Annotated in this window: 23 protein-coding genes; 11 read left to right on the plus strand and 12 right to left on the minus strand. The window is 73.1% G+C overall.

Translation table 11 applies throughout. The features are described 5' to 3' along the window. Positions 1-11 precede the first annotated feature (11 nt). Complete coding sequence (locus ABZZ17_RS32685) at positions 12-1,403, minus strand: glutamate decarboxylase (RefSeq protein ID WP_356881570.1); 1,392 nt, start codon at positions 1,401-1,403, stop codon at positions 12-14. Positions 1,404-1,691: 288 nt separating this feature from the next. Here ABZZ17_RS32685 and ABZZ17_RS32690 point away from each other — a divergent pair, with 288 nt between their 5' ends. Both ABZZ17_RS32690 and ABZZ17_RS32695 read left to right on the plus strand, forming a co-directional pair. Beyond that, positions 1,692-2,084 carry a tyrosinase family oxidase copper chaperone gene (locus ABZZ17_RS32690; RefSeq protein WP_356881572.1) on the plus strand — a complete coding sequence of 131 codons (393 nt, stop codon included), beginning with the start codon at positions 1,692-1,694 and terminating at the stop codon, positions 2,082-2,084. Further along, entirely contained in the window at positions 2,081-2,929 is an 849-nt protein-coding gene (locus ABZZ17_RS32695; protein ID WP_356881574.1) for a tyrosinase family protein, read from the plus strand. Before ABZZ17_RS32690 ends, ABZZ17_RS32695 begins: the two co-directional genes overlap by 4 nt. On the opposite strand, the gene ABZZ17_RS32700 is transcribed toward ABZZ17_RS32695, so the two are convergent. Beyond that, positions 2,884-3,588, minus strand: a complete 705-nt coding sequence (locus tag ABZZ17_RS32700) for a response regulator (protein ID WP_356881576.1) — start codon at positions 3,586-3,588, stop codon at positions 2,884-2,886. The genes ABZZ17_RS32695 and ABZZ17_RS32700 overlap by 46 nt on opposite strands. Further along, positions 3,585-5,297 carry a sensor histidine kinase gene (locus ABZZ17_RS32705; RefSeq protein WP_356881578.1) on the minus strand — a complete coding sequence of 571 codons (1,713 nt, stop codon included), beginning with the start codon at positions 5,295-5,297 and terminating at the stop codon, positions 3,585-3,587. Before ABZZ17_RS32705 ends, ABZZ17_RS32700 begins: the two co-directional genes overlap by 4 nt. Positions 5,298-5,401: 104 nt before the next feature. On the opposite strand from ABZZ17_RS32705, the gene ABZZ17_RS32710 reads away from it, so the two are divergent. Further along, a complete protein-coding gene (locus tag ABZZ17_RS32710) occupies positions 5,402-6,793 on the plus strand; it encodes a cation:dicarboxylase symporter family transporter (RefSeq protein ID WP_356881580.1) in 1,392 nt (463 codons plus the stop codon). Between the two features lie 294 nt (positions 6,794-7,087). After that, a complete protein-coding gene (locus ABZZ17_RS32715; RefSeq protein ID WP_356881582.1) occupies positions 7,088-8,851 on the plus strand; it encodes a S8 family serine peptidase in 1,764 nt (587 codons plus the stop codon). 82 nt (positions 8,852-8,933) lie between these two features. Here the strand turns inward: ABZZ17_RS32715 and ABZZ17_RS32720 are convergent, their stop codons facing one another. Beyond that, the gene (locus ABZZ17_RS32720; protein WP_356881584.1) at positions 8,934-9,614 is read right to left on the minus strand and encodes a (2Fe-2S)-binding protein; all 681 of its coding nucleotides are present in this window, start codon (positions 9,612-9,614) and stop codon (positions 8,934-8,936) included. A gap of 168 nt (positions 9,615-9,782) precedes the next feature. Further along, positions 9,783-10,589, minus strand: coding sequence for an alpha/beta hydrolase (locus ABZZ17_RS32725; RefSeq protein WP_356881586.1), 807 nt, complete (start codon positions 10,587-10,589; stop codon positions 9,783-9,785). 140 nt (positions 10,590-10,729) lie between these two features. On the opposite strand from ABZZ17_RS32725, the gene ABZZ17_RS32730 reads away from it, so the two are divergent. Together ABZZ17_RS32730 and ABZZ17_RS32735 are read left to right on the plus strand one after the other, a co-directional pair. Further along, a complete protein-coding gene (locus ABZZ17_RS32730) occupies positions 10,730-11,416 on the plus strand; it encodes a GNAT family protein (RefSeq protein ID WP_356881588.1) in 687 nt (228 codons plus the stop codon). A gap of 667 nt (positions 11,417-12,083) precedes the next feature. Continuing rightward, positions 12,084-13,037, plus strand: a complete 954-nt coding sequence (locus tag ABZZ17_RS32735; RefSeq protein ID WP_356881613.1) for an alpha/beta hydrolase-fold protein — start codon at positions 12,084-12,086, stop codon at positions 13,035-13,037. 27 nt (positions 13,038-13,064) lie between these two features. Here the strand turns inward: ABZZ17_RS32735 and ABZZ17_RS32740 are convergent, their stop codons facing one another. After that, positions 13,065-14,519 carry a carboxylesterase family protein gene (locus ABZZ17_RS32740; RefSeq protein ID WP_356881590.1) on the minus strand — a complete coding sequence of 485 codons (1,455 nt, stop codon included), beginning with the start codon at positions 14,517-14,519 and terminating at the stop codon, positions 13,065-13,067. Between the two features lie 207 nt (positions 14,520-14,726). On the opposite strand from ABZZ17_RS32740, the gene ABZZ17_RS32745 reads away from it, so the two are divergent. Both ABZZ17_RS32745 and ABZZ17_RS32750 read left to right on the plus strand, forming a co-directional pair. Next, positions 14,727-15,059, plus strand: coding sequence for a hypothetical protein (locus ABZZ17_RS32745; protein ID WP_356881592.1), 333 nt, complete (start codon positions 14,727-14,729; stop codon positions 15,057-15,059). Positions 15,060-15,154: 95 nt separating this feature from the next. After that, positions 15,155-15,436, plus strand: coding sequence for a chaplin (locus ABZZ17_RS32750; RefSeq protein WP_356881594.1), 282 nt, complete (start codon positions 15,155-15,157; stop codon positions 15,434-15,436). Between the two features lie 80 nt (positions 15,437-15,516). Here the strand turns inward: ABZZ17_RS32750 and ABZZ17_RS32755 are convergent, their stop codons facing one another. From ABZZ17_RS32755 to ABZZ17_RS32780, 6 genes are all read right to left on the minus strand, one after another. Next, entirely contained in the window at positions 15,517-16,380 is an 864-nt protein-coding gene (locus ABZZ17_RS32755; RefSeq protein WP_356881596.1) for a tyrosinase family protein, read from the minus strand. Between the two features lie 24 nt (positions 16,381-16,404). After that, a complete protein-coding gene (locus ABZZ17_RS32760) occupies positions 16,405-16,776 on the minus strand; it encodes a tyrosinase family oxidase copper chaperone (protein ID WP_356881598.1) in 372 nt (123 codons plus the stop codon). Positions 16,777-16,886: 110 nt separating this feature from the next. After that, the gene (locus ABZZ17_RS32765) at positions 16,887-17,498 is read right to left on the minus strand and encodes a TRIC cation channel family protein (protein WP_356881600.1); all 612 of its coding nucleotides are present in this window, start codon (positions 17,496-17,498) and stop codon (positions 16,887-16,889) included. 149 nt (positions 17,499-17,647) lie between these two features. Further along, complete coding sequence (locus ABZZ17_RS32770) at positions 17,648-18,769, minus strand: acyl-CoA dehydrogenase family protein (protein WP_356881602.1); 1,122 nt, start codon at positions 18,767-18,769, stop codon at positions 17,648-17,650. Next, positions 18,766-19,956 (minus strand): acyl-CoA dehydrogenase family protein, encoded by a 1,191-nt coding sequence (locus ABZZ17_RS32775; protein ID WP_356881604.1) that lies wholly within the window; start codon positions 19,954-19,956, stop codon positions 18,766-18,768. Before ABZZ17_RS32775 ends, ABZZ17_RS32770 begins: the two co-directional genes overlap by 4 nt. Beyond that, a complete protein-coding gene (locus tag ABZZ17_RS32780; RefSeq protein ID WP_356881606.1) occupies positions 19,953-20,927 on the minus strand; it encodes an NADPH:quinone oxidoreductase family protein in 975 nt (324 codons plus the stop codon). Before ABZZ17_RS32780 ends, ABZZ17_RS32775 begins: the two co-directional genes overlap by 4 nt. A 212-nt stretch (positions 20,928-21,139) precedes the next feature. On the opposite strand from ABZZ17_RS32780, the gene ABZZ17_RS32785 reads away from it, so the two are divergent. The 3 genes from ABZZ17_RS32785 to ABZZ17_RS32795 form a co-directional block, all read left to right on the plus strand. Further along, positions 21,140-22,282 (plus strand): hypothetical protein, encoded by a 1,143-nt coding sequence (locus ABZZ17_RS32785; RefSeq protein WP_356881607.1) that lies wholly within the window; start codon positions 21,140-21,142, stop codon positions 22,280-22,282. A 58-nt stretch (positions 22,283-22,340) separates the two neighbouring features. Next, positions 22,341-22,616: a hypothetical protein gene (locus ABZZ17_RS32790; protein WP_356881609.1), complete on the plus strand. Its 276-nt coding sequence runs from the start codon at positions 22,341-22,343 to the stop codon at positions 22,614-22,616. Between the two features lie 25 nt (positions 22,617-22,641). Continuing rightward, positions 22,642-22,970, plus strand: a 329-nt coding sequence (locus ABZZ17_RS32795; RefSeq protein ID WP_356881611.1) for an SDR family NAD(P)-dependent oxidoreductase, incomplete at its 3' end; no start/stop codon positions are given.

Here is a 22,970-nt window from a genome sequence, read left to right on the forward strand (position 1 = left end):
GGGAGGGCGCGTCAGTGGTGGAAGCCGGACCGGGGCTCGGTCTCGGGCACCGGCTGCGGGTGGGCGCCGAGGTGTTCCACGGCCCGGCGCAGGTCGGCGACGAGCAGGGCGATCTGGTCCCGGGTCACACCGTGGCGGACCAGGACGCGTTGGATGACCGTGTCCTGCCGGTCCGCGGGCAGCGGGTACGAGGGGACCTGCCAGCCGCGCATCCGCAGCCGGTCGGAGAGGTCGTAGAGGGTGAAGCCGGTCCCGGCCGGGTCGGTGAGGGTGTACGAGACGGCGGGCAGGGCTCCGTCTCCGTCGTAGAGCAGGGTGAAGGGCCCGATGTCGGCGATCTGCCCGGCCAGGTAGCGGGCGGTGTCGGCGCAGGCCTGCTGGACGCGCCGGTACCCTTCGCGGCCCAGGCGCAGGAAGAGGTAGTACTGGGCGATGACCTCTCCGCCGGGGCGGGAGAAGTTGAGGGCGAAGGTCGGCATGTCGCCGCCGAGGTAGTCGACGTCGAAGACGAGGTCGGCGGGCAGCAGGTCGGCGGTGCGCCACACGATCCAGCCGACGCCGAGCGGTGCGAGCCCGTACTTGTGCCCCGAGGTGTTGATGGAGGCCACGCGCGGGAGCCGGAAGTCCCACACGACGTCCTGGTGGAGGAAGGGGGCGACGAAGCCGCCGCTGGCGGCGTCGACGTGGAGGGGGATGTCCCAGCCCTGTTCGGCCTGGATCCGGTCGAGTGCGGCGGCGAGTTCGGCCACGGGCTCGTAGTCGCAGGTGTAGGTGACGCCGAGGATGGCGACGACGCCGATGGTGTTCTCGTCGACGTGGGCGGCGAGCTGGTGGGGCTGCAGTCCGGTGGCGCCCGGCTCCAGGGGGACCTGCCTGAGCTCGACGTCGAAGTACCGGCCGAACTTCTCCCAGCAGATCTGCACGGGTCCGCACACCAGGTTCGGGCGGTCCGCGGGCTTGCCCTCGGCCCGGCGCCGGGCCCGCCAGCGCCACTTGAGGGCGAGGCCGCCCAGCATGGCCGCCTCGCTGGAGCCGGTGGTGGAGCAGCCGGTGCCCGCGCTGCCGGCCGGGGCGTTCCAGAGGTCGGCCAGGATGTTGACGCAGCGGGCCTCGATCTCGGCGGTCTGGGGGTACTCGTCCTTGTCGATCATGTTCTTGTCGAGGCACTCGTTCATCAGCCGGTGCACGCCGTCGTCCGACCAGGTGGTGCAGAAGGTGGCCAGGTTCTGGGCGGCGTTGCCGTCGAGGAGCAGCTCGTCGTGGAGGAGCGAGTAGACCACTTCGGAGGGCGAGGGGTCGTCGGGCATCTTGAACTTCGGAAGGATCTGGCCGCTCAGTACCGACGCGAACACGTCCGCGTCGGCGTCCCGGTCGTGCGCGTCCTTCGTCTCATGCAGAGCCATATCGGGACTATACGATGCAGATCATCCCAAACCCGGTTGCCGGTGCGGGGTCGTGGCGGCGCCGCCCACGCACCGCTTCCGGCCGACTCCAGGGTGTGATCCTCTCCATAGGGCCGGGGGCTCGCCGTAAAAATTACTGACAGGTAGCATTCATCCCGGAGATCTTCCCGTCCTGACCGCTGGAGCCGGTCCGGACGGGAAGATCATCTCATTTGTTGTATGTGCAACTTATCGGATGATGTCCGGATAGCGGTCAACTACCCGTGGCGCCCTGGTAGTTCTTCGGCCATGAACAAGATCACCCGTCGGCAGGCCTTGGGCACCACTGCCGGCGCACTCACCGTCCTCGGCCTCGCGGGCGCCACCGCGCACGCCGCCGCCACCGACTCCCGGGCCGCCGCCACCCCCGCCGGCACGGTCGACGAGGTGTACAAGGGCCGCCGCATCCAGATAACCCCCGGCCAGGGCGGCCACCACGGCGGCCACCACGGCCCCGGCATGCCGACCGTCCGCATAGACGGCCGCGAGCTGCACGTCATGCAGAACGCCGACGGCACCTGGATCAGCGTGGTCAACCACTACGAGACCTTCGCCGACCCGGCCTCGCTGGCCCGCGCCGCCGTGCGCGAGCTCCAGGGCGCCGTCCTCGCCCCGTTCGCCCCGATGGGAGGCGCGGCATGACCGTCCGCAAGAACCAGGCCGCGCTGACCCCCGAGGAGAAGCGCGCCTTCACCAACGCGCTGCTCGAACTCAAGCGCACCGGCCGCTACGACCGCTTCGTCACCACCCACAACGGCTTCATCATGAGCGACACCGACTCGGGCGACCGGGTGGGCCACCGCTCCCCCTCGTTCCTGCCCTGGCACCGCCGCTTTCTGCTCGAGTTCGAAGCGGCTCTTCAGGCGGTGGACGCGAGCGTGGCGATCCCGTACTGGGACTGGAGCGTCGACCGCACCACCCGTTCCTCCCTCTGGGCCGCCGACTTCCTCGGCGGAACCGGCCGGGCCCGCGACGGGCAGGTCATGGACGGACCCTTCGCCTACGCCACCGGCAAGTGGGACGTGAACGTCCGCGTGGACGGCCGCGCCTACCTGCGCCGGGCCCTGGGCAGCGGCGTCGCCGAACTGCCGACCAAGGCCGAGGTGGACGCCGTCCTGGCCATGCCGGTCTACGACATGGCCCCCTGGAACAGCGCCTCGAACGGCTTCCGCAACAACCTGGAGGGCTGGCGCGGCGCCAACCTCCACAACCGGGTGCACGTGTGGGTCGGCGGCCAGATGGCCACCGGCGTCTCCCCCAACGACCCGGTCTTCTGGATGCACCACGCCTTCATCGACAAGCTGTGGGCCGACTGGCAGGCCCGCCACCCGCAGTCCACGTACCTGCCCGCGGCGGGCACGCCGAACGTCGTGGACCTGCGCGACACGATGCGGCCGTGGAACGACGTGACCCCGGCGGACATGCTGGACCACCGGAAGTTCTACACGTTCGACACCGAGCCGGTGGCCGCCGCCCGCCAGCGGTAGTGCAGTTCGGGGCGGCCGACCTGGCCGTACCGGGGGGCCCGGTCGGCGACGCCGGTGTCCACCAGGTGTTCCAGGTAACGCCGGGCGGTGATCCGGGAGGTCCCGGCCGCCTCGGCCGCCCCCGCGGCGGTGAGCCCCTCGGGCGCCGACCGCAGCAGCGCCGCGACCCGGTCCAGGGTCGGGGCGCTGAGCCCTTTGGGCAGTTCCGCCGGAGCGGGCGCGCGCAGTGCGGCGAGCGCCCGGTCCACGTCGTCCTGGCCGGCCGCCTCGCCCGCCGACGCCCGGAACTCCGCGTAGCGCAATAGGCGTTCGCGCAGGGTCGGGAACGCGAAGGGCTTCAGTACGTACTGCACGACGCCCAGCGACACGCTCTCGCGCACCACGGCCAGGTCCCGCGCCGAGGTCACCGCGATCACGTCGGCGGGGTGGCCGGAGGCGCGCAGTCCGCGCGCGAAGCGCAGCCCGTGCCCGTCCGGCAGGGTGAGGTCGAGGAGCAGCAGGTCGACCCGGGTCCGCTCCAGCACCCGGGTGGCCTCGGCCAGGGTGTGGACGGCGGCGACGGCGGTGAAGCCGGGCACCCGGCCTACGTAGAGGGCGTGGGCGTCGGCGGCCACCGGGTCGTCCTCCACCACCAGGACCCGCACCTGCGGCGCGCTCACTGCGGCCCTCCCTCGCCGCGCCGCTGACCCGGGATCCACACGGCCGGACCCGTGGGCGGCGGCTCCGCCTCCGCGCCCGGCTCCGTCTCCGCCCCCGGTGCCCGTTCCGGTCCGGGCGGGCTGTCCAGTGGCAGCCGTACGGTGAACTCCGCGCCGCCGCCCGAGGGCCGCTCGGCGGCGTCCACGTCCCCTCCGTGCCGGTGCGCGACCTGCCGGACCAGCGCAAGGCCCAGGCCGCGCCCCTCCCCCTTGCCCGACCAGCCGCGGCGGAACACGTCCACCCCCTCGGGCAGGCCCGGACCGTTGTCGGCGACCCGCAGCAGCAGTCCGGCGCCGTCCCGGCGCACGGTGACGGCGATCCGCCCTCCCGGCACTCCCGTGAGGGCGTCGACGGCGTTGTCGATGAGGTTGCCGAGCACCGTGACGAGGTCCCGGGCGGGCGGGATCCCCGGCGCCGCGTCGACGGCCCCGCTGTCCGGAGTGACGACCAGCTCGATGCCGCGTTCGTGGGCCTGCGCGGCCTTGCCCAGCAGCAGCGCCACCAGGACCGGTTCGCCCACGGCGGTGACCACCTCGTCGGTCAGGGCCTGGGCCAGCTCCAGTTCGGCGGTGGCGAACTCCACCGCCTCGTCGCTGCGGCCCAGTTCGATGAGGGAGACCACGGTGTGCAGCCGGTTGGCCGCCTCGTGCGCCTGCGAGCGCAGGGCCTGGGTGAACCCGCGTTCGTGGTCCAGCTCGCCCGTCAGCGCCTGGAGTTCGGTGTGGTCGCGCAGCGTCACCACGGTGCCGCGGCGGCCGCCGCCCGCCACGGGCGAGCTGTTGACGACCAGCACCCGCTGGTCGGTGAGGTGCACCTCGTCCACCCGCGGCCGGTCGGCGAGCAGGGCGCCGGTGAGCGGGGCGGGCAGGCCGAGGTCGGCGACGCCGGTTCCGGTGATCTCGCCGCGCAGGCCCAGCAGTTCGCGGCCCGCGTCGTTGATGAGGGTGATCCTGCGGTGGCCGTCGAGCATGAGCAGCCCCTCCCGGACCCCGTGCAGGGCCGCCTGGTGGTAGTCGTACATCCGGCTCAGCCCGGCGGCGTTCATCCCGTGGGTGTGCCGTCGCAGCCGGGCGTTCACGACGTACGTACCCACCCCGCCCAGGGCCAGCGCCCCGGCCGCCACCCAGGCCAGCGCGGTGAGCTGCGCCGCCAGCCGGTCGCTGACCGCGCGGACGGTGATCCCGGCGCTGACCAGTCCGGTGATCCGCCCGTCCGCGGCCCGCAGGGGGGTGACCACGCGGATGGAGGGGCCGAGGGTGCCGGTGTAGGTCTCGCTGAAGGTCTCGCCGTGCAGCGCGGGGGCGGTGTTGCCGAGGAAGCGTTCGCCGATGCGGCGCGGGTCGGGGTGGGTCCAGCGCCTCCCGTCCGGGGCCATGATCGTCACGAAGTCCACGTCCGCGTCGGTGCGCACCCGCTCCGCGTAGGGCTGGAGCGCGACGGAGGGGTCGGTTCCGGGCGCGGCGGCCCCGACGGCCTGCTGCACGGACGGCGAGTCGGCGACGGCGCGCGCGACGGCCCCGGCCTGCCGCCGGGCGGCGTCCTCGGCCTGCCCGCGGGCGGCCACGTAGGCGAAGACCGCGCAGCCGGCGACGACGACGGCGACCAGCAGGACCTGCATCGCGAACAGCTGGCCGGCGAGGCTCCGGGGCGCCCGGGGGAAGCGGAACATGGCGCTCAGTGTGCACCCGGCCGTGAACTCAATGAACGGAAGGGTGACCGGGGTCACAGGCTGGGCGATGGTCTCCCGGAACACATTCACCACCAGGAGGCGACGTGGCCGCCAGACGCGACAAGACGCACTACCTCTACATCGCGGTGATCGCCGCGGTGCTCCTCGGCATCGCCGTCGGCTTCGCCGCGCCCGGCGTGGCCGTGGAGCTCAAGCCGCTGGGCACCGGCTTCGTGAACCTGATCAAGATGATGATCTCGCCCGTGATCTTCTGCACGATCGTGCTGGGCATCGGTTCGGTGCGCAAGGCCGCCAAGGTGGGGGCGGTGGGCGGGCTCGCCCTCGGCTACTTCATGGTGATGTCGACGGTGGCGCTGGCCATCGGACTGCTGGTGGGGAACCTGCTGGAGCCCGGCAGCGGGCTGCACCTGACCGAGGCGGCGCGCAGCGCCGGCGAGGCGCAGGCCAAGGCGGGCGGGGCGGAGAGCACCCCGGAGTTCCTGCTGGGGATCATCCCGACGACGCTGGTGTCGGCCTTCACCGGCGGCGAGGTGCTCCAGACGCTGCTGGTGGCCCTCCTGTGCGGGTTCGCGCTCCAGGCCATGGGCCCGGCCGGCGAACCGCTGCTGCGCGGCATCGGCCACGTACAGAAGCTGGTGTTCCGCGTCCTGGCGATGATCATGTGGGCGGCGCCGGTGGGTGCGTTCGGGGCGATCGCCGCGGTGGTCGGGGCGACGGGCATCGACGCCCTGAAGTCGCTCGCCGTCATCATGATCGGCTTCTACCTCACCTGCCTGCTCTTCGTCTTCGTGGTGCTGGGCACGCTGCTGCGGGTCTGCACCGGCATCAGCGTCTTCTCGCTGCTGCGCTACCTGGGCCGGGAGTTCCTGCTGATCCTGTCGACCTCCTCCTCGGAGTCGGCGCTGCCGCGGCTCATCGCCAAGATGGAACACCTCGGCGTGTCCCGGCCGGTCACCGGCATCACCGTGCCGACCGGGTACTCCTTCAACCTGGACGGCACCGCGATCTACCTGACGATGTCCTCGCTGTTCATCGCCGAGGCCATGGGCAAGCCGCTCGCGCTGGGCGAGCAGATCTCCCTGCTGCTCTTCATGATCATCGCCTCGAAGGGTGCGGCCGGGGTCACCGGCGCGGGCCTGGCCACCCTGGCCGGCGGCCTCCAGTCGCACCGGCCGGAACTGGTCGACGGAGTCGGACTCATCGTCGGCATCGACCGCTTCATGAGCGAGGCGCGGGCCCTGACGAACTTCGCGGGCAACGCGATCGCCACCGTCCTGATCGGGACGTGGACGAAGGAGTTCGACCGCGAGCGCGCCGGTGAGGTCCTCGCCGGCCGGGTCCCCTTCGACGAGGCCACCCTGGTGGACGACGTCCACGCCGCGCCGCCCACCGAACCGCAGGCCCCGCTGCCGGCCCCGTCGCCCGTCGGCGAGGACGAGTCGGTCAACACCACCAAGAACGGCGTCCCGGCCTGACCGGAGCGCCCCGGCACGTGGATCCGCGCCCTGACGGACGGTGCGTCCGGCGCGAATCCACCGAAGTCGGCCGGGCCGGGCTCGCCCCCACGGTGCCCAGCCCGGCCGACGGCGATTTTCAGCCATCGGCCCGCCAAATCTGCTGCGGTAAAAGGTACTTCCCTACGGGGCCGCGCGTCTGACATCTTGCGTCCACCACTCGTTTCGTACGGCCCGGTAACTGCCACCCGCAGCACCGGGTCATCGGAGGACGCATTGATACCCCACATATCCAGCCGACCTCGACGTGCCCTGGTGCTGGCGGCGACGCTCGGCGCCGCCCTCACCTTCGGAGCCCCCGCCGCACTCGCCGGCACGGACCCCGTCTCGCCCGCCCCGTCCGCCCCCGCTGCCATGGCCAAGTCCGCGGCGCCCGCTTCCCAGAGTGCGACCTGGGCCGCCGGCACCCGTGCCTACCTGGTGATCACCGCTCCCGGTGACAGCACGGCCGTGCGCAACGCCGTGACCGCCAACGGCGGCACGGTCTTCGCGAACTACGACGCCATCGGCGTCATCGTCGCCCACTCCTCCTCGGCCGCCTTCGCCGCCACCATGCGCGGTGTCAGCGGCGTCCAGCAGGTCGGCGCCACCCGCACGTCCGACGTGCCGGCGGACGCCTACAACCCGGCGCTGCCCGCGAACCCGGCGCAGTCCACCACCCCGGCGGGCGAGCCGGTCCGCGCCGACATGACGCAGATCAAGGCCGACCAGGCCTGGGCCGTGACCACCGGCTCCGCCACCGTCAAGGTCGGCATCCTGGACACCGGCGTGGACGACCAGCACCAGGACCTGGCGCCGAACTTCAACGCCGCGGACTCCGCGTCCTGCGCGTACGGCAAGGCCGACACCCGCTCCGGCTCCTGGCGTGACGTGGGCACCCACGGCACCCACGTGGCCGGTACGGTCGCGGCAGCCAAGAACGGCAAGGGCGTCATCGGCGTCGCACCGGGCGTGAAGATCTCCTCGGTGCGCATCGCGGAGCCCGGCTCCTCGCTGTTCTTCGCCGAGAACACCATCTGCGGCTTCATGTGGGCCGGTGACCACGGCTTCAAGGTCACCAACAACAGCTACTACACCGACCCGTGGCAGTTCAACTGCCCGGACAACGCCGACCAGGCCGCCATCATCGAGGGCGTCAAGCGCGCCCAGGAGTACGCGGAGGGCAAGGGTTCGCTCCAGGTCGCCGCGGCCGGCAACTCCAACCTGGACCTGGCCAACAAGACGACCGACACCGAGAGCCCGAACGACTCGACCCCGGTCACCCGCACCATCACCAACGCCTGCCTGGACATCCCGACCGAGCTCCCGGGCGTGGTCACGGTCTCGGCGATGGGCACCACCGCGAAGGCCTCGTACTCCAACTACGGCCTGAACGTGGTCGACGTGACGGCCCCCGGCGGCGACGCCACCGGCATCTACAGCACCCTGCCGGGCGGCAAGTACGGCAGCATGAGCGGTACGTCGATGGCGTCCCCGCACGTGGCCGGTGTGGCCGCGCTGCTGGCGAGCACCAACCCGGGCATCACCCCGGCGCAGCTGCGCGACAAGCTGGCCACCCAGGCCAACGACGTCGCTTGCCCGTCGGACAGCCGCTGCAAGGGCACCACCGCCAAGAACGGCTTCTTCGGCGAGGGCCAGGTCGACGCGCTGAAGGCGGTCGGGTCCACCCCGCCGCCCGGCAAGTTCTTCGAGAACACCGGCGACTTCGCCATCGGTGACAACACCACGGTCGAGAGCCCGATCACCGTCAGCGGCGTCACGGGCAACGCCCCGGCCGCCCTGAAGGTCGGCGTGAACATCGCCCACACCTACATCGGTGACCTGAAGGTCGACCTCGTCGCCCCCGACGGCTCCGTCTACACGGTCCACAACCGCGCCGGCGGCAGCACCGACAACATCAACCAGACCTACACCGTCAACGCCTCCTCCGAGGCCGCGAACGGCACCTGGAAGCTGCGCGTCAACGACAACGCCGGCGGCGACACCGGCAAGATCGACTCCTGGAACCTGACCTTCTAGCGAAGACACCGGGTCGCGGTACCACCGCGGGGCCGTCGGGGAGCAGCGCGACCGCTCCCCGGCGGCCCCGCGCCGTTCCCGCCTACGCGCGCCGGGTGCGCAGGACGCAGTCCCCGCAGAACCCGCCGCCGGGGACCTGGTAGTACAGGCAGCAGCTGCGCCGTACGAAGGCCACTCCGAGGCCCTCTTCGTGGACGAAGGTCCCGGTGCCGGCCAGGGGTCCGCCGTCGGCGAGCAGTGCCCCGGCCAGGGCGACGGCGGTGCCGCCCTCGACCCGGTCCAGCAGGACGCGCAGGGCCCCGACGAGCCCCGAGGCGGCGTTGCCGCGCAGGACCTTCGCCGAGACTCCGAAGCTCCGGCGCAGCGGGGCCTCCAGGAGGGCCAGGTTGCCGAGCACCGTCTCCCCCAGTGATCCGGCGGGCAGTTCGCCGGGATCGGGGAGCCACAGCTCCAGCGAGCCCGCCCCGGGCAGCCGCCACCAGACCCGGTCGGCGGCCAGGTCCGGCACCCGGCCGGCCAGCGCGGCGCAGCCGAGGCCCAGGGACCACAGCCGCGAGGCGATGCCGAACTGGGCGGTGGAGGCCGCCACCCGGTCGGGGCCGGTGCCGATCCGGCGGCCCACTTCCCCGACGTAGGGGCCGAGCCGCTCCCCGTACAGCGCGGTGAGCGGCCGGAAGCCGGGCCCGGGCGGCTCCGCGCCGTACGGCACGGCGAAGAACGGCCCGACGGCGGCCAGTCTGCCCAGTACGTCGTCCATGTCCATGCCCGGATGATCTCAGGACGGCGTACCGCTCCCCGCGCCGGGCGGCCCCGTTCAGCACCGCGAGCCGGGGCTCGCCCGCCGCGTCGACCCATTCAGGCCCCGGAAGGCCCCGGGCGGCCTGGGGCGCGGCCTGGGGCGGCGGCCGTACGAGGGCCCGCGGCCGGTCGCTCAGAGCGCGGCGAGGAACTCCAGCAACTCGCGGTTGACGGCTTCGGGGCGCTCCACGCCCGGCAGGTGGCCGGCCCGGTCGATCACGGCGAGCCGGGCGTGCGGGGCGAGCTCGCGCATGCCCTCGGCCTCCGAGACCGGCGTGTAGACGTCGTCCGCGCCGACGAGCAGCAGACAGGGCACGGTCGGGGGCAGGGCCCGCAGGACGGGCCGGTAGTCGGGCCGCTCGGCCCGGCCCCGCAGGGCGGCCGCCGCCCCCTCCGGATCGGTGGCGCACATCATGGCCCTCACCCGCGCGGCCGCCTCGGGCAGGCCGATCACGTTGTAAGGCGCCAGCATCTTGTCCATGACCTCGTTCGCATACGGCTCCATGCCCTCCGCGAGGAGCCGCTCGGCGAGCTCCAGGCGGAGCTTCCTGCCGTCCCCGGTCTCCGGGGCCGGCGAGGTGTCGCAGAGCACCAGGGCCCGTACCAGACCCGGGTGGCGCAACCTGACCTCCAGCGCGATCTGCCCGCCCATGGACACTCCGCCGACGACCGCCTGTTCGACGTCCAGGCGGTCGAGCAGGGCGGCCAGGTCGTCGGCGAGGTCGGCGAGCATGACCTTGCCCGGACGGACCGGGCTGTCCCCGTATCCTCGCAGGTCAGGGGCGATCACCCGGTATCCGGCGGCGACCAGCGCCGACGCCTGGGGAGCCCACATGGACCGGTTGAACGGATGTCCGTGGATCAGGATCACGGGCTCCGCGTCGCGGGGACCGAAGTCGTCGAAAATCAGTGCCGCGTCGTTGCCGAATTGGGGGTTCATGAGAGGACTTTAAGGGGCTACATTGAGCCACTCGCGTTCACCTGACAGCCCGTTGCCTTTCACCCGCGTTTTGCGCGGGGGGTGACGTCAGGAGCGCAGACTGTGCAACCACCCCACCGCCCAGAAGGACCGAAGGCTCCGTGCCCGTACCCGTACTCCTCGCCGGCCGCTCCGTGCGGCTCGAGCCCCTCGCCCCCCACCACACCGAGGCCCTGGCCGTGGCCGGGGCCGAGGATCGTACGACTTACGCCTTCACTCCCGTGCCGCACGGGTTGCAGGCGTCCCACGAGTACATCGACCGCGCGCTCGCCGATCAGGCGGCGGGTCGATCGCTGGCGTTCGCCGTGGTCAGAGCCACCGATGGGCGGGTCGTCGGTTCGACCCGGTTCCTCGAACTCGACTACTGGCAGGGTCCGCTGGTGTGGCCCGCCGTTCCCGGGGTCCCCTTCGGTGATCCGGCGACCGCCGTGCCCGACGCCGCCGAGATCGGGAACACCTGGCTGTCCCCGGGCGCCCAGGGAACCGGGATCAACACCGAGGCGAAGCTGCTGATGCTGCGGCACGCCTTCGAGACCTGGGGCGTGCGCCGGATCTCGCTGCGCGCCGACGCCCGCAACGGCCGCTCGCGCGCCGCGATGGAACGCCTCGGCTTCACCTGCGAAGGGGTCCGCCGGGCCCACTCGCGGGGGCTGGACGGCGCGGTGCGCAGTACCGCCTTCTACTCGGTGCTCGACGAGGAGTGGCCCACCGTCCGGTCGGTCATCGAACTGCGGCTCTCGGGTGCCGCGCCCCGCAAGCGGCGCCGCAAGACCCTGATCCCGGCGTAACGGTCCTGCGGAGCGGCCCCGCCGGCCCCATCGGTGGCCCGCCGGCTCGGACCGCTCTCCTCCGTTTCGCCCGCGACCCCGTCGTCCCCCGGCCCCGCGCCGGGGGAAGGCGGGGTCGTCGGCGACGGTCCCGGCGACGGCCTTGGCAATGGCATCCCCTACGGAATCCCAAGAGAAGGGAAAATGAGGAACCCCGGGGATCTTTCGTTCATCATTCGAACGGAAGCGTCCACCCCCCGACGGGGCAGCAACAGCCGGAGAGCCACCGCACATGTCGTACTCACCCGACGGGCAGCACCAGCCGCCGTACCGGCCGCAGGGGCAGCCTCCACAGCCGCCTCCGCCGCCCTACGGCCAGCAGCAGGGCGGCCGGCAGGCACCTCAAGGGCAGCAGCCCCCGTACGGTCAGCCCCCTCGGCCCCAGTACGCCCGGCCGTCGCAGGGCGGGCCGCCCCACGGGCAGCCCGGCCCGCAGCCGTACGGCCACCAGCAGCACGGGCAGCAGGGCTACGCGCCGCAGGACCAGTACGACCCGTACGACGGGTACGAGCCGCCGTACGAGGAGGAGCCGCCCCGGCGCAAGTCCCGGGTCAAGCGCTGGGTGATCGCCGGCACCACGGTCGTCGCCCTCGCGGGCGTCGCGGCGCTCGTGCTGAACCACTTCGAGATACCCCCCTTCACCGACAAGGGCAAGGCCGTGTCCTTCGGCAAGCCGGGCGGCAAGGGCGGTGACGCCAAGCCCGCGGCGAACTCGAAGATGACGATGCCCACGAATCCCACGGCCGAGTTCAAGAACTCGATGACGCTGCCCGACGGCACGCACGTGGCCGTCACCACCCTCGACGGCAAGAAGTCCGGCTTCAAGGGCAAGGTGTGGGTCTGGGCGCCCAAGGAGTACGACGACCCCAAGTTCGCCAAGAGCGGCTTCCCGGTCATGATCGCCCTGCCGGGCGGTGCCGGATACCCCAGCAACTACTGGATGGGCACCGACCTGGGCCTGCAGACCAGCATCTCCAAGTGGTACGCCGAGGGGAAGAGCAAGCCCTTCATCCTGGCCATGCCGGTCCTGAACCCGGGCCCGGACGACAAGGGCGTCTACTGGGACGGCTCCGACATCCCCGGCCAGCCCAAGATGGGCACCTGGCTGACCGAGGACGTCCCGGACCTCATGCGGGAGAACTTCCGCACGATCAAGTCCCGGGACGGCTGGGCCTTCATGGGCTCCTCCACCGGCGGGTTCGCGGGCCTGAAGGCCGTGCTGAAGCACCCGGACAAGTTCAAGGCCGTGATCGCCTCCGGCCCGGACATCGTCCCGGACTCCTCCCTGTGGAAGGGCCACGACAAGGAGAAGGCCGAGAACAACCCGGAGCTGCTGGCCAAGCAGCTCATCGACAAGAAGGGCCCGGAGGTCTACCTGGCCTTCCAGGTCGGCGACAACGAGAACAACAAGAAGACCCTGCCCGACGTGCAGAAGTTCGTCGCCACCTACGGCAAGGGCCCGGTGCACACCAGCCTGAGGGTGATACCCGGCGGCCAGCACAACGCCAAGACGTACGTGCCGAACATGGGCGAGGGCCCGATCCAGTTCATCAGCAAGGTCATGGAAGGCCCCGTCGAATAACACCGGGAAGCCCCCGCACGGGCCCGCCTACGGGGTGAGCACCGCTCCCGCTTCCGGCCCCACGCCCCGCTCCTCCCGCTCCGGCCCGCCGAACCCCTTCGGCGGGCCGTTGCCGTCCCAGGGGGCCCAGCCGGGGTCGCCGGTCGACGCGAAGCGGACCCAGGCCCCGTGCATCTCGTCGGCCAGCGCCTGCGGGGCGTCGGGCCCGGCCAGCCAGGACGACTCCGGAACCCCGAGGGTGTCGAAGACGAAGCCCAGCTCCAGGGCGTGGCAGGCGCCGAGGCCCGGTACTCCGCTGCTCCAGCGGAACTCGTAGAGGTGGCTCGGCGCCGCCCGGCGGGCTCCGGCGAGCCGCCTGAGGGGGTCGCGCAGCAGCCGGTCGGTGAGCAGCTGTCCGGCGAGGTCGGCCGGGGACGCCCCGGGGTGCGCGGTGCGCAGCGCCCGTACGGCGGCCCGGTCCTTGCCGCTGCGCACGCGCGCCAGGGTCACGGCCGGGGGACCGAGCCGGTCCAGCAGCCGCATGCCCCCGGTCGGCGCGAGCCAGAGCCGGTGCTCCTGCGCCGTCCAGCCCAGCAGGAGCGGTACGTCCGAGGCGGCGGCCGCCTCCAGCGGGTCCGCCGGAAGCGTGTCCGGGTCGGTGACCAGCCCGAAGGCGGGACCACCCATGACGGGCGAGGAGCGGCGCAGCACGGCGGCCTGGGCGGTGAGCACGGCGGGCAGGCCGGCGGATTCGAAGGCGGCGGCGGTGGCGGGGACCTTGAGCAGCGATGCCATCCGGCGCACCATCGCGCGCACCTTCTCGCGGGGCGTCGCCTCGGGGGCGCCGCTCTGCAGGACGGCCCGGGCGAAGAGGCCGGCGGCGCGGGGGGCGCCGAGCAGGGCGCCGATGCTGATGGCGCCGGCGGACTCGCCGAAGAGGGTGACGCGGGCGGGGTCCCCGCCGAAGGCCTCGATGTTGTTCCGGACCCACTCCAGGGCGGCGATCTGGTCGAGCAGACCACGGTTGGCGGGGGCGTCGGGGAAGAGCCCGTAGCCGAGGGCGCCGAGCCGGAAGTTGACCGAGACGAGCACGACGCCGTCGCGGGCGAAGGCCGAGCCGTCGTAGACGGGTACGGCGGAGGAGCCCCGGGTGTGGGCGCCGCCGTGGATCCACACCATGACCGGCAGCCGGGCCCCGGGGGCCGGGTCCGGGGTCCACACGTTGAGGTTCAGGCAGTCCTCGCCGGGGATCTGCGGATCGGGCAGCAGGGCCGCGAACTTCGGCGGGTAGGGCACCTTGGGGGCGGTGGGCCCGAACGCGCCGGCGTCCCGTACGCCGTCCCAGCGGGCCGGGGGCACGGGGGCGGCGTACCGGCGGGCGCCGACCGGCGGGGCGGCGTAGGGGACGCCCCGGAAGACCGCGATGCCGCCGGTCTCCCAGCGGCCCTCCACGATGCCGTGTCCGGTGCCGGCCCGGGGCCGGTCGCCGCCCGCTGCGCTCATGCGTCCCTCTCCCGCCTCCGCCGTACGTCAGGTCCGGCTCCGGGGCCCGCCCGGGGCCGTGTCCGGCCGTCCTGTCCCGCAGTCCTGTCCGGGATCTCGGTCAAGTCTCGCCCCGGCCCGGCTCCCGGTCCTTCCGGGCACGGTCGCACAGCCGTCCAACGGGTGACAAGGCGTGACCCGGGCGGGGGCGTCCCGGGTTGACCGGCCATGCGAGCGATCCTCATGCCCCGCGCCCTCCAAGGGCTCCTCCCCCTCCTCCTGCTGGCCGCGGCGGGTACGGCCGGTCCCGCCCTGGCCGCGGCCGGGCCCGACTTCCAGTACGTGGGCCAGGACGACCAGGTCCACGGGCTGACCGCGCCGAAGGGCTGCGTCGCGGCGGAGGGCGGCGGCGGCCGGGCCGTCACGAACCGGACGCGGGGAACCGCCGTCCTCTACCGCGAGCCGGGCTGCCGGGGCAAGGCGGTCGCGGAGCTGGGGCCGGGGACCGTCACCCAGGTGCGGCCGTACTTCGCCTCCACCCGTTTTCCGGTCACCGGGTAGGCCCAGGAGCCGTGACCACTCGGCGGCCGCGGCGTTGTACGCCATGTCAAATGCCGCAGTCTCTGCGGCGCCCCACATCTCACGAGGAGATCTTGATGTCGCGTATCGCGAAGGCATTCGCCATCACCGCTGTCACCGGTAGCGCAGTGGTCGCCGGTGCGGGTCTGGCCGTCGCCGATGCCGGAGCGCACGGTGCGGCTGTCGGCTCCCCCGGTGTCCTGTCGGGCAACCTGGTCCAGGTTCCGGTTCACGTTCCGGTCAACGTCTGCGGCAACACCGTCAACGTGATCGCCCTGCTGAACCCGGCCTTCGGCAACACCTGCGTCAACGCCTCGGGCGGCGGCGGCGACCACCACACCGAGGGCTACGGCGGCTGATCGCCTCCCCCACGGACCGAAGGGCCCCCAGCCGCGCGGCTGGGGGCCCTTCGCACGTACGGGACCGGGCGGCTCCGGGTTCACGCGTAGCGGTAGGTGCCCTGGTGGCCGAGCATCTCGCGGGGGGTGACGTCCCACGGCGGCATCGGCTCGTCGAGGGCGATGACCCGGCCGCGCTGGAGGTCGCCGAGCGGGAGGGGGGCGGCGGGCAGGTAGCCGGAGCGCGGGTGCTTCTGCTGCCAGCGGTCCCAGATCAGGTCCACGAAGGCGTGGTGCAGCCAGAAGGCCGGGTCGTTGGGGGCGGTGCCGCCCGTCATGTGGCCGCCGATCCACTGGTGGACCTTGTTGTGGTTGCGCCAGCGTTCGCTCTTCGGTGCGGCCCAGCCCTCCAGCTTGTTGCGGAAGCCGCCCGCGGTCGTGGTGGAGTCCCACGGCGAGGTGTCGTAGGCGGGGTCGTCCAGGGCCCACTGGAGCTCGGCCGGCGTGGGCAGGGCGATCGGGTTTCCGGGGCGGCCGAGGTTCCGGGTCAGGAATCTGGCCTCGGTGACGCCGACGGTGATCGTCCAGTTGCCCCGGTCGTGGGCGAAGGGCCCGGTCATGACCTGGCGGTCGCTCTCGCGGCCGGTCCCGCCGAGGAAGTCGTCGGCCCAGAGGGAGGAGACGGGGCTGGTGTCGGTGGTCCAGTCCCAGTACGGGATGGACACGCCGGGGTCGACGGCCTGGAGCTGCTTCTCGAACTCCAGCAGGTAGCGCCGGTGCCAGGGGAAGAACGACGGGGACATGTGCCCGACGCGGAGTTTGCGGTCCCGGTCCGGTACGAAGTACTTGTCGTGGGTCCGCACGAACGCGTCGTAGACGCCGCTCCGCTTGAGTTCCAGCACGGCCGCCGTGAACCGCTTCTTCTGGGCGCTGGTCAGGTTCTTCTGGTTCTGCCGGGTGTACAAGGGGTCCCTCCCGATTCCCGTCCGTCAGCCGTGGTGCGGGGCCGCGAGGGCCAGCTGGGTCGTGCCGAGTTCGTCGACGGCGGCGCGGGCCAGCTCCAGCGGGGTCGCGTAGGACTGGAAGTGGTTGATCCCGCTCAGGTAGCTGCCGTCGGCGCGGCGCATGACGTGCAGGGGGCGGCCGTCGATGCGGACCGCCGCCGAGGCCAGGTCGACCGCGATGTGCCGGCCGCGGTACGTCTCCTCGGCGAGGGGCGCCGGGGTGAGCGTCTGCCGGGGCCGCCGGGCCCGCAGTACGGGGGCCACGGCCGCGGCCGTGCCGGCGAGCACGGCCGCGGTGAAGGCCGTACGGAGGAGCGCGCGGCGGGTGAGTGGTGCGGCGCCGGGGTGTGCGTACATGCGGTCTCCCTCGCTCGGTGGTCCGCGTTACGGGGTCTAACGCGGAGCGGCGGGCGAGGTCACCTCTCGGGACGGTCGTCCTTCGGGTGCTCGTGGAGGGCGGGCCGGGATCAGCCGGTGGCCCGCTGGAGGCGGGGCAGGTGGAGGTCGCCGAAAACGGCGGCCAGTCGCAGGGCGAAGACGAGGGAGGCGCTCGCGGCCGTGTTCAGGGTGTCCGGGACTCCGGCCCAGTGCAGGCCCAGGTAGGCGGCCGCGCCGGCGAGGGCGGCGGTCGCGTAGACCTCCTCGCGCAGCAGCAGCGGCGGGAACTCGCCGCACAGCACGTCGCGGATCACCTCGCCGGTCACTCCGGTCACGACGGCGAGGATGAGGACGGCGACGGGCGTGACGTGCGCGTCCAGGGCGGCGCGGGCCCCGATGACGGTGACCACGGCGAGGCCGACGGCGTCGACGACCATCAGGGTGCGCTGCGGCAGGCTGCGGCGCCGCAGGTAGAACATGGTGAGGGCGGCGACCGAGGCGATCAGTACGAGCAGCAGCCAGTCACGCGTCCAGTACAGCGGATGCCGGTCCAGGACGAGGTCGCGCAGGGTGCCGCCGGAGATGGCGGCGGCGAAGGCGAGGGCGAACCCGCCGAAGGGGTCCATGTTGGCGCGGTGCGCGGCGAGGACGCCGGAGGCGGCGAAGGCGGCGATGCCGAGGAGGTAGAGGGCGTGCAGCATGGCGCCTCCTTCACGGGGCGGGCGGGTTACGGCGGCCGGACGGGCGACTCGTAGAGGCTGCCGCACCGGGCCCGCCCCGCACATCGGCCGTTCGGCCGGTCTCCCTGGCCCGGGAAGGTGCCTCCCCCGGGTCGGGGGAGGCGTCCGGGTCAGGGGGCCGGGAGTTCCGCGAAGTCCGCCACGAGGCCGCGGTGGTGGCCGGACGTGCCCAGGGTCAGGGAGTCGGCCTTGGCCCGCTTGAGGTAGAGGTGGGCGGGGTGTTCCCAGGTCATGCCGATGCCGCCGTGGAGCTGGACGCACTCCTCGGCCGCGCGGACGGCGACCCCGGAGCAGTAGGCCTGGGCGACGGCGACCGTGAGCGGGGCGTCGGGGGCGCCGGTGGCGAGGGCGTCGGCGGCGGCGCGGGCGGCCGCGCGGGCGGAGGCCACGTCGAGCCAGAGCCGGGCGAGGCGGTGCTTGAGGGCCTGGAAGGAGCCGACGGGGCGGTTGAACTGGTGGCGGCCGCGCACGTATCCGACGGTTTCGGCGAGGCACCACTCGGCGAGCCCGAGCTGTTCGGAGGCGAGCAGGCCGGCCCCGCTGAGCAGGGCTCCGGCGACGGCGGCGCGGGCGGTGGCGGGGTCCGCGAGGCGGGTGCCGGCCGCCGCGTCGAGGCGGACGGTGGCGAGGGGGCGGGTCAGGTCCAGGGGGACCGGCGCCGTGAGCGCGGCGGAGGCCGCGGGGACGGCGTGGAGTCCGGTGTCGGCGAGGACCAGCAGGACGTCGGCGGCCACCGCGTCGGCGACGGAGGTGACGGTGCCGGTCAGCAGCCCGCCGCCGGAATCCCGTACGGGGGCCGGCAGCGGGGCGCCCGGGGCGAGGGTGAGCGGCAGGGCGGGTACGCAGACCTGCCGTCCGGCGGCGAGTTCCCCGAGCAGCGCGGCCACTTCGGGGGTGGAGGTGTCGCAGCCGAGCAGGATCTCCGTCGCGAGGACGGAGCTCGTCAGGTAGGGGACGGGGGCCACGGACCGGCCGAGCTCCTCCAGGACCACGGCGGCTTCCCGGTGGCCGGCGCCCTGGCCGCCGAGCTTCTCGGGGACGAGGAGTCCGGCGGCCCCGATCCCGGAGGCGAGGGTGGTCCACAGCTGCGGGTCGTGGGGCCGGCCGGTTTCGGCACGGGCGAGGACGGCCGCGGCGTCGCAGCGGTCGGCGAGCAGCGACCGTACGGCCGAGCGGAGTTCCTCCTCGGTCTCGGAGTACAGCAGGTCGAAGGGGGCGCGCTCGGCCGTCATCGGGAGAGGTCCTTCCAGGCGAGGTCCTTGTCGTCGCGCGGCTCGGGGGGCAGGCCGAGGACGCGTTCGGCGACGATGTTGAGGAGGATTTCGCTGGTGCCGCCCTCGATGCTGTTGCCCTTGGCGCGCAGGTAGCGGTATCCGGCGTCGCGGCCGGTGAAGTCGACGATCTCGGGGCGGCGCAGGGTCCAGTCCTCGTACAGGAGGCCTTCCTCGCCGAGGAGTTCCACCTCCAGGCCGCTGATCTCCTGGTTGAGGCGGGCGAAGGTGAGTTTCATGCCGCTGCCTTCGGGGCCGGGCTGTCCGGCGACGAGTTGCTGGCGCAGGCGTTCCCCGGTGAGGCGGGCCACCTCGGCTTCGACCCACAGGTCGAGGAGCCGCTGGTGCAGGGCGTGGGTGCGCAGGCCGGGGCGTTCGCGCCAGAGCGCGGCGACGGGGGCGATCATGCCGCCTTCGCGGGGGATGCGCATGCCGCCGATGGAGACGCGCTCGTTCATCAGGGTGGTGCGGGCGACGGCCCAGCCCTCGCCGACGGCGCCTAGGCGGTGGGCGTCGGGGATGCGGACCCCGGTGAGGAACACCTCGTTGAACTCGGCCTCTCCGGTGATCTGGCGCAGGGGCCGGACCTCGACGCCGGGGGCGTGCATGTCGCACAGGAAGTAGGTGATGCCCTGGTGCTTGGGGAGGGTGGGGTCGGTGCGGGCGATCAGGATGGCCCAGCGGGCGGTGTGGGCGCTGGAGGTCCACACCTTCTGCCCGTCCACCACCCACTCGCCGTGCTCCTCGTCGAGCACGGCCCGGGTGCCGAGCGCGGCGAGGTCGGAGCCGGCGCCGGGCTCGCTGAACAGCTGGCACCAGACCTCCTCGCCGGTCCACAGGGGGCGCAGGAAGCGGTCCTTCTGTTCCCCGGTGCCGTACGCGAGGATCGTGGGCGCGGCCATGCCGAGGCCGATGCCGATGCGGCGCGGGTCGTTGTCGGGGGCTCCGGCGGCCTCCAGTGCGGCGTCGACGGCGGGCTGGAGGGAGCGGGGTGCGCCGAGACCGCCGAGGCCCTCGGGGTAGTGCACCCAGGCGAGTCCGGCGTCGAAGCGGGCGCGCAGGAAGTCGGCGCGGGCGGTGGTGGCGGGCGGGTGCGCGGCGAGGAGGTCCCGGGTGCGGGCGGCGAGTGCCTCGGCGGTGACGGTCATCGGGCACCGCCGTCGAGGGCCGGTACGACGACCAGCCGGCCGGTGGTGGCGCCGTCGGCGAGGCGCTGGACGGCGTCGGCGGCCGCGGTGAGCGGGACGCGTTCGCTGATCAGGGGGGTGATCAGGCCGTCGGCGGCGAGGCGGGTGAGTTCGGTGTGGCAGGCGAGGATGGCGGCGGGTTCCTTCGTGGCGTACAGGCCCCAGTGCAGGCCGAGGACGGCGTAGTTCTTCACCAGGGCGTGGTTGAGGGCGGGGGCGGGGATCGTGCCGCTCGCGAATCCGACGACGACGATGCGGCCCTCGAAGGCCACGCACTTGGCGGAGGCGGTGTAGGCGTCTCCGCCGACGGGGTCGTAGACGACGTCGGCGCCGCGTCCGCCGGTGAACTCCTTGACGCGGGAGACGATGTCCTCGGTCGTGCGGTCGATGACGAGGTCGCAGCCGAGTTCCTCGGCGGTGCGCGCCTTGGCCTTGCCGCCGACGACGCCGATGACGGTGGCTCCGGCGGCCTTGCCGAGCTGGACCGCGGCGCTGCCGACCCCGCCGGCGGCGGCGTGCACGAGCAGCGTTTCACCGCTCCGGAGGCGGGCGCGGCGGTGCAGGCCGAACCAGCCGGTCTGGTACCCGACGTGCAGGGCCGCGGCTTCGGCGTCGTCGAGGGTGTCGGGTGCCGGGAGCAGGGCCCGTTCGGGGGCGGTGACGTACTCGGCGAATCCGCCGTGGGGCAGGCTCGGGTTGGCGATGACGCGGCGGCCGTCCTCGGTCTCGCCGCAGATCTCCACGCCGGGGGTGAAGGGCAGCGGGGGCCGGATCTGGTACTGCCCGCGGACCAGCAGCGCGTCGGGGAAGTTGACGTTGGCGGCGAGCACCTTGAGCCTCACCTCGCCCTCGCCGGGCACCGGTTCGGGGACCTCTTCGAGGCGCATGGCCTCGCGGGGCTCTCCGGGTGTGTGTACTCGCCATGCCTGCATCCGGGGCCTCCAGCCGCCGTCAAGGAACCACACTCCGCGGCATACTAAGCGGTCGCTTGCAGTCTTGGGAACCGGCCCGTCCAGGGCGAAATCCGGACGACCCGCGAACGGCGCGCATCCTTCCGGACGGCGTCGCGCGTCTCCTCGAACAGCAAGTGACCCGTACGCGTCATGACTCAACGGGGCACGGCATCTGACCTGGGGGGAAACGGATGAAGCGCACCACGGCAGCGGCGGGGGCCGCCGTCGCTCTGGCGGGACTGATCACGGCGGCCGGACCGGCCGCGGCCGCACCGCCGCTCTGCAAGCCGGACGTCCTGCGCCTGCAGGCCCTGCCCGACGGGACCTCGGGGAGCCCCTTCACCGACCGGGTGAACGCGCTGGGCAGGGGGGACCTCGCGGTGGGCACCTCCAAGCAGCGGCCCGTCTACTGGCAGGGCACCCGGGTGTACCGCGTGCCGCTGCCCGCCGGGTACACCACCGGCGAGGTCCGCTCGGTGAACGCGAAGGGGCTGATGGCCGGCACGCTGAAGCAGGCGGACGGCGGCAAGCGGGTGCTGTTCACCTACCAGAAGGGCGCCGCGTCCGTACGCCTGATCAGCGCCCCGGCCGACTCCCCCCGCGAGGGGAAGGCCTTCGTCAACGACGCGGGCCGCGTGGCCGGACTGGACGGCGAGGTCCCCCGGGAATGGGTCGACGGAAAGCCCGTCCGCACGCTCGAACTGCCGCCGGGAACCGACCCCCAGACGAAGATCACGGAGATCAACGGCATCAACGGGCGCGGGGACGTCCTCGGCTCCGCCCTCGTGCACTACGAGGTGGAGGAATGGCCCGGATTCGTCTACCGGTCCTACCCCGTGGTGTGGCCCGCCGGAGGCGGCCCCGCGCAGGGGCTTCCCGCGGTGAGCGAGAACGACTACACGCGCACCACCCATCCGCAGGGCATCGACGAGCGGGGCACGGTGGTCGGCTACGAGTCGGAGGGCTGGCGCGACGTCCGGCGCGACGTCGGCCACCTGTGGAAGGCGCCGTACACGGCAGCGGCGGCCGCGGCCCCCGACCTGGCCGGCCAGACCGAACTGCAGACGAGCGCGATCAGCCCGAACGGCAAGGCGGTGGTGGGCATGGCGTACTCCTGGTCCGATTTCGACTACCCGAAGCCCACACAGGCCGCCTACTGGACCGGGAGCGGCCCGGTGAAGGCCCTGCCCACGCCGACGGCCGGCACGCACGGCGAGGCGACCGCCGTGTCCGACGACGACCGGGTGGCCGGATCCGAAGCCTCGTGGACGGTCCCCCACGCCCTGCTCGTGTGGACGTGCGCCTCCAGGCAGGCAACCGTTCCGCAGGGTTGACGGTCTGATCACCGCAACCACTCGACACCGGGCGGCAGATGACGGCCGGGGCCGGGTGGTGGGGCTGGAGGACTACCACTACCGCAACGACCCGAAGCTGATGCCGGCCGTGTGGAAGAAGCCGTACGACGCCCTGCCCGCGGACCCGGGCCGGATCAAGGGGTACGACGGCGACCGGGTGGGCGGCACGGTCCTCGACCGGGAGGCGCGCGCGGGCAACGCCGTCGTGTGGACCTGCGCCGGCAAGCAGGCCGCCGCCCTCTGGGGCCGGGGCACCGGATGCGGGGCACGAGTCACGGGTCACAGGGCACGGGTCACGGGCATGGTGATCTGAGCGTCCGCACGCTATCGATGGGCGCATGGAGAATCCGCAGCGCGGCCTGCCCGCGCCTCCCCCGTCCGGTTCCGCCGCCCTGCCCGCCGGTACCTACGCGGGGCAGGTCGTCCTCGTGACGGGCGGCGGATCCGGGCTGGGCAAGGCCATCGCCGCCGAGTTCGCCCGGCTCGGCGCGGATCTGGTGATCGCGAGCCGCCGCGCCGGGCAACTGGAGGCGGCCCGCGCGGAACTGGCGGCCGTCCCCGGCGCGGGCCGGGTGACGGCCGCCGTCTGCGACGTCCGCGACCCCCGCCGGGGCGCGGGCCTCTTGGACGCGGCCGCGGGCACATCGGAAGAGCGTCGGGTTGGGGA

This window comes from Streptomyces sp. NPDC006512, from assembly GCF_040611935.1.
Classification (GTDB): Bacteria; Actinomycetota; Actinomycetes; order Streptomycetales; family Streptomycetaceae; genus Streptomyces.

Excerpts from the sequence above, each read along its gene's own strand:
- ABZZ17_RS32685 (WP_356881570.1), bottom strand. The coding sequence starts at position 1,403 with ATGGCTCTGCATGAGACGAAGGACGCGCACGACCGGGACGCCGACGCG.
- ABZZ17_RS32690 (WP_356881572.1), top strand. The coding sequence starts at position 1,692 with ATGAACAAGATCACCCGTCGGCAGGCCTTGGGCACCACTGCCGGCGCA.
- ABZZ17_RS32695 (WP_356881574.1), top strand. The coding sequence starts at position 2,081 with ATGACCGTCCGCAAGAACCAGGCCGCGCTGACCCCCGAGGAGAAGCGC.
- ABZZ17_RS32705 (WP_356881578.1), bottom strand. The coding sequence starts at position 5,297 with ATGTTCCGCTTCCCCCGGGCGCCCCGGAGCCTCGCCGGCCAGCTGTTC.
- ABZZ17_RS32720 (WP_356881584.1), bottom strand. The coding sequence starts at position 9,614 with ATGGACATGGACGACGTACTGGGCAGACTGGCCGCCGTCGGGCCGTTC.
- ABZZ17_RS32725 (WP_356881586.1), bottom strand. The coding sequence starts at position 10,589 with ATGAACCCCCAATTCGGCAACGACGCGGCACTGATTTTCGACGACTTC.
- ABZZ17_RS32740 (WP_356881590.1), bottom strand. The coding sequence starts at position 14,519 with ATGAGCGCAGCGGGCGGCGACCGGCCCCGGGCCGGCACCGGACACGGC.
- ABZZ17_RS32745 (WP_356881592.1), top strand. The coding sequence starts at position 14,727 with ATGCGAGCGATCCTCATGCCCCGCGCCCTCCAAGGGCTCCTCCCCCTC.
- ABZZ17_RS32750 (WP_356881594.1), top strand. The coding sequence starts at position 15,155 with ATGTCGCGTATCGCGAAGGCATTCGCCATCACCGCTGTCACCGGTAGC.
- ABZZ17_RS32760 (WP_356881598.1), bottom strand. The coding sequence starts at position 16,776 with ATGTACGCACACCCCGGCGCCGCACCACTCACCCGCCGCGCGCTCCTC.
- ABZZ17_RS32765 (WP_356881600.1), bottom strand. The coding sequence starts at position 17,498 with ATGCTGCACGCCCTCTACCTCCTCGGCATCGCCGCCTTCGCCGCCTCC.
- ABZZ17_RS32770 (WP_356881602.1), bottom strand. The coding sequence starts at position 18,769 with ATGACGGCCGAGCGCGCCCCCTTCGACCTGCTGTACTCCGAGACCGAG.
- ABZZ17_RS32775 (WP_356881604.1), bottom strand. The coding sequence starts at position 19,956 with ATGACCGTCACCGCCGAGGCACTCGCCGCCCGCACCCGGGACCTCCTC.
- ABZZ17_RS32780 (WP_356881606.1), bottom strand. The coding sequence starts at position 20,927 with ATGCAGGCATGGCGAGTACACACACCCGGAGAGCCCCGCGAGGCCATG.
- ABZZ17_RS32785 (WP_356881607.1), top strand. The coding sequence starts at position 21,140 with ATGAAGCGCACCACGGCAGCGGCGGGGGCCGCCGTCGCTCTGGCGGGA.